Genomic DNA, 8,775 nt, shown 5'->3' with positions numbered 1-8,775 from the left:
GGGCATCAAGGCCGACGGCACTGCCGGCGGCACTTGCTAAGAACCTTCTGGGCCGGAATCGCTCGATTCCGGCCCAGAATTCTACGCTTAGAAGGGGCTGACATTCGCCCAGCGGGCGATGGTGGGGTGGAAGAATGCGTGCCAATACGCTTATCATGATCGTTCTCGCCGGCGTGTTCGGCGTCCTTGCGGTTGTGCTCGCCAATATCTGGCTGGCCAGCCAGCGCAATGCGATGGCGCGGACGGATGACGTCCCGCGCGATACGGTCGTCGTGGCGGCCGTACCATTGAAATTCGGCGACATGCTGACCGATGACAAGCTGCGCGAAGTGGCGTGGCCGGCGGGCGCGGTTCCGGCCGGCGCTTTCAAGACAACAAAAGAAGCGCTGGCTGGCGAAGGCACCAAGCAGGCGTTGCAGGCGATCGGCACCAATGAGCCTGTTCTCGCCACAAAGATCACCGGCCCTGGCCAGCGCGCAACGCTTTCAGCAGTGCTCGGCGAAGGCATGAAGGCCGTTTCCATCAGGGTCAATGACGTGCTCGGGGTCGCCGGCTTTGTTTTTCCCGGTGACCGGGTCGATGTCCTTTTGACGCGCACAGAACGCGGCGGTGATGGCGCGGACAAGAGTTTCGTCGACGTGCTTCTGCAGAGCATGAAGGTGCTCGCGGTCGACCAGGTGGCCGACGAGAGCAAGGACAGCCCGACAGTGGTGAAGTCGGTGACGCTGGAGGCCAGCACCAAGGATGCGCAGAAGCTGACGCTTGCGGCGGGCGCCGGCCAATTGTCGCTGGCGCTGCGCCAGGCCGCGGCCAGCAAGGGCGAAACGACCGAGCGCGTGACGCTCTCGGATTTGACCGGCGAAACGCCAGACGACGTTGCCAAAAGGCAGGCCGAGCTCGACAAGAAAGCAGCGGCTGAAGCTGCCGCAGCCGAGGAGCGTAAGCGTGCGGACGACAAGCTAGCCGGGCTCGCCCAGGCCGTGGAGCGGGTTGGAAGCCGCCTTGACGAGTTGGGCAAGGTCAAGCCCGTTCCAGCCGTGGCGTCTACGCCGGAAGTGCGGGAAGTCGTCAAGGAAGTGGTCAAATACGTGCAGCCCGAGCCGCCCAAGAACGTGACAGTGGGCGTGTTCCGGGGGGTGAAGCTCGATACATATGACGTGCCGCGACAACCATGATAAGATGCGGCTAATAAAGTGGGGCTGCCAGCGGTAGCAGCAGTGGGGAGACGGGGATGCAGGGGTTTTGCGTAAGGATAGCTGCGGCCGCGTTGTCATGCCTGGCGGCGGTAACGCTATCGAGCCTCGCGGCCGATGCAGCTGACCGCTTCATCGACGTGTCGAACCCCAGCGTCCATCGTGTTTTCCTGCCGATGTCGCAATCGGTAACCATCCAGGTGAGCGCCAACCTCGGCGATATCGTCGTCGGCGACGAGAAGATCGCCGATGCCCAGCCGATGACCGACCGTACGCTCTATGTCATCGGCAAGGGCGCCGGCACCACCACGGTCAATCTGTTTTCCCCGGACAAGCGCTCGCTCGGCGTCATCCAGATCGAGGTCGGCGTCGACGTCAGCGACATGGCGCAGGCGATCCGCCAGGTGGCGCCCAAGGCGCGTATCGAAATCGGTTCGATCAACGGCAAGGTCAGGCTTGGCGGCCATGTCAAGGACGGCGCGACGCTGGCGTCGATCCTGGAAGTGGCACAGCAGTATGGCCCCGACGCCATCATCAACTCCGTCACTGTCGACGACAGCCAGCAGGTCAATCTTGAAGTGCGCGTGTTGGAGGCGAAGCGTAACGCCGGCCGCGACCTTGGCGTGTCGATCAGGAGTACGAACGGCAGCGGCACGAACCGGCTTGGCACGGGCGGTGCTGCCGTCGACGAGGATAATGTGCTGGCCGGAACGGGCAATGTTATCGCCGGCCTGTTGTCGACCTCCAGCCCCTTTGCGGCACTGGTCACCCGCGTCATCGACAGCAACATCAAGGTTGACCTACTCATTGAGGCGCTCGAGGCCAAGGGCGTGGTGCGCACGCTGGCCGAGCCCAATCTCACCACACTTTCCGGTGAACCGGCCAGCTTCAACGCCGGCGGCGAAGTGCCCATCCGTGTCCTCGGCAATGATGGCCAGGTAACCATCACGTACAAGCAATTCGGCGTCAATCTGCTGTTCACACCGGTCGTACTCGACGACGGCAAGATCCATATGAAGCTGGCGCCGGAGGTCAGCGATCTCACCGGCTTCACCACCGCCGGCGACCCGATCTTCACCAATCGCAAGCTTGATACCGTCGTCGAACTGCGCGATGGCCAGAGCTTCGCGGTCGGAGGGCTGCTGTCCAGCAAGACCACAAAGCTGCAGAACCAGGTGCCGTGGCTCGGCCAGGTGCCGGTCATCGGCACGCTGTTTCGCAATTCGAGCAACCAGAAGGAAGAGACCGAACTGGTCGTCATCGTCACGCCGCATGTCGTGCGGCCGGTGAAGCCCGGCGAACARYTGGCGACGCCGTTCGACAAGACGCGGCCGGCCAACGATCCGGARTTCTTCRTSCTYGGTCAGCTYGARGTGAACAAGGACATGATCCGAAAATATGAGACGGGCGACGGCGTCACCGGCCCCTATGGCCACATGCTGGACTTCAAATCGAAGGACAAGATGCTCTATGTCAAGAAATAGCGCCTTGATCCTCATACTTTGCGCCGGTGCGCTTTCGGGCTGCGCTGCCGACTATCTGAACCATTACGACACGGTGACCTTGGCCGCCGGCGACACGCAGAAGTTCAATTCGCTTCTGCAGACGGTCGATCCGCTCAATCCGGCCTCCAGGAACACGCATATCGAAGGCGACGGCACGCGMGCCGCSSYYGTTGCCCAAAACTACAAATTTCCRCCGCCRCCTCCRCCRCCGCCGGCGATCACGGTYAATGTCGGCGGGTCGGGAGTGACGAAGCAGTGAGCTGAACGGAAGGATGCGGAGGCGCCGGGCATGCGAGGGGCCCTTGCGCAGGAAAGCAGAGAGTAAGGTCATGTTGGGGACCATTCGAGCCTTCTGGAACGATCAACGCGGCGTAGCGATGATCCTCGTGGCCATCATGATACCCGTGCTTATCGGCTTCTCGCTGCTGGCCATAGACATGAGCCGGGTCAACAGCCTGCAGAACGATCTCCAGAAGGGCATAGACGCGATGGCGCTTGCCGCCGCGGCGGAACTCGACGGCAATTCGGATGCGATCACCCGGGCCAACCGGGCCGTCACCAACCTTGTGGCCAACAGGACGGTGTTTTCGACATCAGGTGATCACCAAATCGCCTTGGCTGACGTAACGGTTACCTATCTGACCGGGATACCGGCGAGCGATGACATCACGTTGACTGCCGCGGGCGTCGACTCAAATGCCAAGAACTGGGCCAGCACCGATCCGAAGGCCGTCAAGTTTACCGAAGTGACTGTGAACGCATCGGGTGCGACGGACGGCGCGGGCGCCTTCGCGACGATTTTTCCAGCCAGCCTCATCGGCAGCACCGACAGGATGGACGTGCGGCCACAAGCGGTGGCGGGATTCACCAATGCGTTGTGTCAGTTCACGCCGATGTTCATTTGCAATCCATATGCCAGTATTGGCGCGTTGCAGACAGCGTTGTCTGGAACCACGAAGCCGATGATCTGGCTCAAAGAACAGCAAGGTGGCGCCAGCGCGCAGTACGGCCCGGGCAATTACGGCTTCCTGTCATCGCCGGAAGGGGACAAGAATACGGCAGCGATGACCGAAATGTTCGCCGTTACGAACCCGCCTGCTTGCTACGACCAGAGCGGGGTGACGACCCGCCCGGGCAACATTCCTCCCGTGGATGCCGGCATCAACACCCGTTTCGACATTTACAACAATGGCGGCCCGTACAAAACCGATCCGACAATCAATCCGCCGGCGCCGAATGTCCGAAAGGGAATGGTCGTTTCGAACGCAGGCAAGAATAACTGCAGCTACAGCGCACCCAACAGCGGCCAGGCCAAGAACTACATGGCGCTGCCCAGGGACAATTGCTTTACATCTGGGACCTGCACACAGGCGGGGGCACTCGGAGATGGCACATGGGATTTCTCCGGGTACTGGACCGTCAACCATGGCAATGCGAGCACTTCCGGGGTGGTAGCGGCCTGCGGCGCAAGCCCGAGCCGATACTGTGTCTACAAGTATGAAATCAACAATCCGACTTTGAAGAGCGGCCAGGAGGCAACGGCGCCGCAATGCAACACGACGACCCAAAGCGCCGATCGGCGGCTGCTCTACGTCGCGATCATCGACTGCGTGGCGAACGCGGTCCAAGGCGGTGGTCAGACCTTGCCAGTGCAAGCCTTTGGAAGTGTATTTATCACCGAGCCGGCGGGCGGCGCGCCCAACGCCGACATTTACGGCGAGATGCAGGACATCAGCACGGTGGTAGGCCAAGGCACATTGACGAAGCTGCAGCGCAACGAAGCGCAATTGTACCGGTAGCGCCATGTTCATCAAACTGAGACAGTTCCTCCAGCGGTTCCACCACGACGAACAAGGCTCTGCCTTGGTCGAGATAGCGATCGTCACGCCATTCGTGTTGCTGCTGTCGGCCGGCGTCTTCGAGTTCTCGAACATCTTCAACACGCGTCTGCTTCTCGAAGCTGGAGTCGAGGATGCCTCCCGCTACATGGCGCGCTGCAGCAGCGACTGGAATACTTGTTCAGTGTTGGCAACAAACCTGGCCGTGAATGGGGCCGTCCAGGGCGGTACCGCGAGGGTTACCGGGTGGACCACGGCTCAGGTCACCATCACGCCAGTATTATCGACCCCGGCGGTCGACACCGCGACCGGTACCCAGCTCTATCTCAGCAGCACCGCTAACGTCGTTGTCGTGCAGGTCAGCGCCGCATATCCGTATCCTACCCTGGGCCTCTGGTCTTATCTTGGCTTTGGTAACGTCAAGCTCACTGTGTTCCATCAGGAGCGTGTCTTGGGATGGTGATCTCGCACGGCACGTTCTGGAGAAACCAATCCGGCGCGACAATGGTAGAGGCGGCCATTGCAATGCCCATGCTGCTGACTTTGCTGCTTGGTTTCGTCGACTTTGGCTATGCCCTCTACCAATGGAATGCTGGCAACAAAGCGGTGCAGGCCGGCGCCAGGCTGGCGCAGATTTCCGCTCCGATCGCCAGCGGACTTCTGCTCGAGGCAAAAACCCCCAGCGACTCACTGGATGTGGGAAAGGCGGTACCAGCCAACACTTACAGCTATATCTGTACGGCCAGTGCCGCCGGAGTTGTGTCTTGCACCTGTGGAACAGGCGCCACATGCCAGAACCTCAATGTGAACCAGGCCGCTTTCGACTTCATCTTTAGCGGCAGCAGCAACCGGCCGGGAATGCTGACTTTCCTGCCAACCCTTCTGAAATCCGAGGTCCAGATTCAGTATCAGGCTTCGGGGCTCGGCTACTGGACGCGGCCCAATGGGCCGGTACCAACGGTCACCGTCAGCATTGTCAATCATCCCTTCCAGTTCTTCTTTCTGGCCGGTTTTCTCGGTCTCGGAACCATCACCATGCCCTCCATGCTGAGCACGGCTACGGGCGAAGACATGAAGAGCACCTTTCCATGAACGCCATCAACACCAAGGTTACACCGACCAAGCGAAAGCAGGTGGCGCTGTTCTCGTCGGATCCGAATTTCAAGCGCGATGTGGCGACCCGGCTCGATGCGCTGGCGATCTATGACGTCCGGGTCTCCGAGACGGACGATTTTCTCAAGGGGCCGCCGGCCGATACGCGCCCGGRCATCGTCATACTTGATCTCGGCAATGGCGAATTGCTCGGCAAATCAGGCATCGTCGAGGCGCGCGCTTTGTGGGCAACCGTGCCGCTRATCGCGGTYTCCGAYGARCTGACGTCSGARCAGACGCGSGYKCTGGTSCGCATGAACGCYTCGGACTGGCTGCACAAGCCRCTCGACGSCAAGGAACTGCTCAACGCSGTMACTTTCCATGATACCGGCAACCAGGGCACGAAAAGCCGCATCATCACCTTCATCAGCGCCAGCGGCGGTGCCGGTGCCACGACGCTGGCGCTGTCGGCAGCCGAGCACCTCGCCTCGAAATCGGCCGAGCGCGCGGCTTCGACCTGTCTGGTCGATCTCGATTTCCAGAGCGCCAATTGCGGCGCCTATATCAACCAGTTCAACCAGTTCGACCTGACGGGCATCATCGGCCAGCCGGAACGGCTCGATGTCGAACTGATGGATGTCATCAAGCTTTCGCGCCCGTCCGGTCTCACCCTCTATGCCTTCGAGAGGCCGCAACTGCCGTTCGAGCCGCAAGGCAGCGATTTCGTCTTCCGGCTTCTGGACCTCGTCGCCTACCGGTTCGACGACATTGTCATCGACCTGCCCAATATCGAAACGCCCTGGCACAATTCGGTGCTTTCGACCAGCGACGAGATCTTCATCGTTTTCGAACTCAATGTCGCATCGCTGCGTCAAGGCAAGCGGCTCTATAGTAAAATCCGTGAACTGCGCGGCAATGCGGTCAGCATCACGCTGGTCGCCAACAAGCACAAGCGCAAATGGTTCGGGAACCATTTTTCGCGCAGCGAACTCGAGAAGATCTTCAAGGCGCCGCACATCAAATCGGTCGCGCTGGACAACGCCCTTCTGACCGATGCCTTGAACCGGGCGATCCTGCCCTCCGAAGTGGATGGCCGGGCGCGCTTCAACAAGGATTTGAAGAAGATGTTCAAAGAGCGGCTTGATGACGCTGCCCGGTAGATATCGGATCGCCCCAGGGCTGGCCGGCGCTTGCGTGCTGGGCATGGCACTGGCGCTGTCCGCCCAGGACTTCGCCCAGGCGCGGTCGCTTTCGGACCGGCCGCCGCTGCCGGCAATGGGACCCAGCCTGCGCAAGGCCGTTGCCTTCGCAACCACCGAGCAGCCGGGCACGATCGTCATCCGCAAGAACGAGAAGGCGCTTTACCTGGTGACCCGCCAGGGCCAGGCGCTACGCTATCAGATCAGCGTTGGGCGTGACGGATTTGGCTGGACCGGGGTCGTGAAGGTCGGGGCCAAGACGGAATGGCCGCAGTGGCGCCCGCCCAGGGAAATGCGCGCCCGCCAGCCGGAACTGCCGGAGCTGGTGCCCTCGGGCCCTTACAACCCGCTCGGCGCCCGGGCGCTGTATCTGCTTCGGGACGGACGCGACACGCTCTATCGCATCCATGGCACCAACGATCCCAAGGGCGTGGGATTCGACGGCACGTCGGGTTGCTTTCGCCTGACAAACACGGATGTGATCGATCTTTTCAAGCGCGTGCCTGTGGGCACCAAGGTGGTTGTTCAATGACGACGATCAGTGACCCGGACGTACCGACCATCATCGCCGAGCAACTTGAACCGCAACTGCTCGACCGCGCCAGGAGCAGATCCCGGCTGGCCGTCGTGGTCGGCGTCGGATTGACGCTGTTTGCCGTGCTGAATGCCACGGCCGCCATCTACCTCTACCGGGGCATCAGCGACCTGCGCACCGTGGAGGGACGTCTCGAGGAACTCGGCACGTTCGAGCAGCGGATCGGTGCCCGGCTCGACACGGTCAACAACGGTTTTCAAAGCCGATTTGAAAAGCTCGACAGCCAGTTGCAGGGCAGTTTCAACGAAATCAACGGCAACATAGCCCGCCTGCAACAGAACCTTCCATTGGCCGGCGAAGCCGGCGTCTCGAGCGCGCCGGAACCCGTCGTCACGACGAGTACCGTGGCGGAAGCGTCTCCCGACACCGAAGTCGCGGCCGAACCCGCAATTGCCGATACGCCGCGGCCACCCAAGAGAAGGGTTGCCGCCGCACCTCCTGCTCCAAACCCCTCCTACCAGCGAACGCAAACGCCGGACGGCAAGGTCTATTATCGCAAGATCAATTGAGGCGTGTCGGGTTCGGGTGAAGCTGGCCGGCGCCGAGCCTCACAGCTTTCAAGGGACGGCGGTCAGGGATATTGGCGCGCTCTCAAAACGCCCAGTGCGCCAGACTACATATCCCGTCCCAAAGCCATGAGGCGCAAGGCCAGGGACTCTCCGCGCAGCCGCGTTTCGCGAAGGAACGTGACATGACAGTACGCGCAGGCCGCGAGACCCAGAACAAGCACCAGGCTGTTCTGCCAGGTAAAATCGATCTTCAGAGCGAACTGGAGGCCGTTGGACATCGGAATTGCCGCGAGCGTGCTCGCCGTCTCCGAATGACTGCTGGAAGCGATCATGAGCCCGGCGAATAGCAGGGCAACGTGGTTGGCCAGGAAGAAGGCGGTCGCCCGCTTCATGCGGCATGCGCTCCAACACACCATTGCCGCCGCAACCAGGATGACGGCATCCAGGGCCATTGAACCGCCGAGATCCAGGTTGATCTGTTGCCAAAACATCGCCGACAGGGGGCGAAGTTCAAGCCAGACCCTCCACATGGCAGGGCTGGCGGGATAGGCTCCGAGCAGCATGGTCGCTATTCGCTCGCACGCCAGAATCATCAGGATGAAAGCTGGAAAAGCGAAGAGTAATATCGGCCTGCGCTTCATTTTATCCTCGACAATCTGGCAGCAGCATAGATCGCAAGTATTGCGCGAGGCTTAACAAAAAAGCGCCACTGGGGCCGTGCTTGGGAGTTTATAAGGCAACCCGAGATTCAGCATCGGCCCTTGATGCAGCCGCGGCATGATCTTGGCCGGAGCGTCATTAAATTTCCACGGCAACCTTTCAGCTCAGACGGACTACATACGGT

General features: G+C 61.0%; 10 protein-coding genes. 9 read left to right on the top strand and 1 reads right to left on the bottom strand.

Translation table 11 applies throughout. The annotated features are described in order from the left end of the window. Positions 1-134 precede the first annotated feature (134 nt). The 9 genes from cpaB to AC1DX0_RS25925 all read left to right on the top strand — a co-directional run bounded on the left by cpaB (position 135) and on the right by AC1DX0_RS25925 (position 7,931). Entirely contained in the window at positions 135-1,175 is a 1,041-nt protein-coding gene (cpaB, locus tag AC1DX0_RS25965; RefSeq protein ID WP_477224025.1) for a Flp pilus assembly protein CpaB, read from the top strand. Positions 1,176-1,231: 56 nt separating this feature from the next. Beyond that, positions 1,232-2,677, top strand: a complete 1,446-nt coding sequence (locus tag AC1DX0_RS25960) for a type II and III secretion system protein family protein (RefSeq protein WP_477357317.1) — start codon at positions 1,232-1,234, stop codon at positions 2,675-2,677. 4 nt (positions 2,678-2,681) lie between these two features. Continuing rightward, positions 2,682-2,957, top strand: coding sequence for a hypothetical protein (locus tag AC1DX0_RS25955; RefSeq protein WP_477357315.1), 276 nt, complete (start codon positions 2,682-2,684; stop codon positions 2,955-2,957). A 70-nt stretch (positions 2,958-3,027) separates the two neighbouring features. Beyond that, complete coding sequence (locus AC1DX0_RS25950) at positions 3,028-4,497, top strand: TadE/TadG family type IV pilus assembly protein (RefSeq protein WP_477224028.1); 1,470 nt, start codon at positions 3,028-3,030, stop codon at positions 4,495-4,497. A 4-nt stretch (positions 4,498-4,501) separates the two neighbouring features. Next, positions 4,502-4,999, top strand: coding sequence for a TadE/TadG family type IV pilus assembly protein (locus AC1DX0_RS25945; RefSeq protein WP_477224029.1), 498 nt, complete (start codon positions 4,502-4,504; stop codon positions 4,997-4,999). Next, complete coding sequence (locus AC1DX0_RS25940) at positions 4,993-5,628, top strand: TadE/TadG family type IV pilus assembly protein (protein ID WP_477224030.1); 636 nt, start codon at positions 4,993-4,995, stop codon at positions 5,626-5,628. The genes AC1DX0_RS25945 and AC1DX0_RS25940 overlap by 7 nt, the downstream gene beginning before the upstream one ends. Continuing rightward, entirely contained in the window at positions 5,625-6,788 is a 1,164-nt protein-coding gene (locus tag AC1DX0_RS25935) for a CpaE/TadZ family protein (protein ID WP_477357313.1), read from the top strand. Before AC1DX0_RS25940 ends, AC1DX0_RS25935 begins: the two co-directional genes overlap by 4 nt. Beyond that, on the top strand, positions 6,772-7,359 hold the full coding sequence (locus AC1DX0_RS25930) for a L,D-transpeptidase (protein WP_477224032.1): 588 nt from the start codon (positions 6,772-6,774) through the stop codon (positions 7,357-7,359). The genes AC1DX0_RS25935 and AC1DX0_RS25930 overlap by 17 nt, the downstream gene beginning before the upstream one ends. Next, complete coding sequence (locus tag AC1DX0_RS25925) at positions 7,356-7,931, top strand: hypothetical protein (protein ID WP_477224033.1); 576 nt, start codon at positions 7,356-7,358, stop codon at positions 7,929-7,931. The genes AC1DX0_RS25930 and AC1DX0_RS25925 overlap by 4 nt, the downstream gene beginning before the upstream one ends. Positions 7,932-8,035: 104 nt before the next feature. Here AC1DX0_RS25925 and AC1DX0_RS25920 read toward each other — a convergent pair whose 3' ends face one another. Continuing rightward, positions 8,036-8,572: a hypothetical protein gene (locus AC1DX0_RS25920; protein WP_477224034.1), complete on the bottom strand. Its 537-nt coding sequence runs from the start codon at positions 8,570-8,572 to the stop codon at positions 8,036-8,038. Positions 8,573-8,775 lie beyond the last annotated feature (203 nt).

Source organism: Mesorhizobium sp. P3_A9 (assembly GCF_056402975.1).
Note: the sequence above shows the minus strand (reverse complement) of the source record. Positions and strands in the feature narration are given on the sequence as shown.

What these genes read in the sequence shown, in the direction of transcription:
- AC1DX0_RS25950 (WP_477224028.1), top strand. Translation starts at nt 3,028, where the DNA reads ATGTTGGGGACCATTCGAGCCTTCTGGAACGATCAACGCGGCGTAGCG.
- AC1DX0_RS25940 (WP_477224030.1), top strand. Translation starts at nt 4,993, where the DNA reads ATGGTGATCTCGCACGGCACGTTCTGGAGAAACCAATCCGGCGCGACA.
- AC1DX0_RS25920 (WP_477224034.1), bottom strand. Translation starts at nt 8,572, where the DNA reads ATGAAGCGCAGGCCGATATTACTCTTCGCTTTTCCAGCTTTCATCCTG.
- AC1DX0_RS25925 (WP_477224033.1), top strand. Translation starts at nt 7,356, where the DNA reads ATGACGACGATCAGTGACCCGGACGTACCGACCATCATCGCCGAGCAA.
- AC1DX0_RS25945 (WP_477224029.1), top strand. Translation starts at nt 4,502, where the DNA reads ATGTTCATCAAACTGAGACAGTTCCTCCAGCGGTTCCACCACGACGAA.
- AC1DX0_RS25930 (WP_477224032.1), top strand. Translation starts at nt 6,772, where the DNA reads ATGACGCTGCCCGGTAGATATCGGATCGCCCCAGGGCTGGCCGGCGCT.
- cpaB (WP_477224025.1), top strand. Translation starts at nt 135, where the DNA reads ATGCGTGCCAATACGCTTATCATGATCGTTCTCGCCGGCGTGTTCGGC.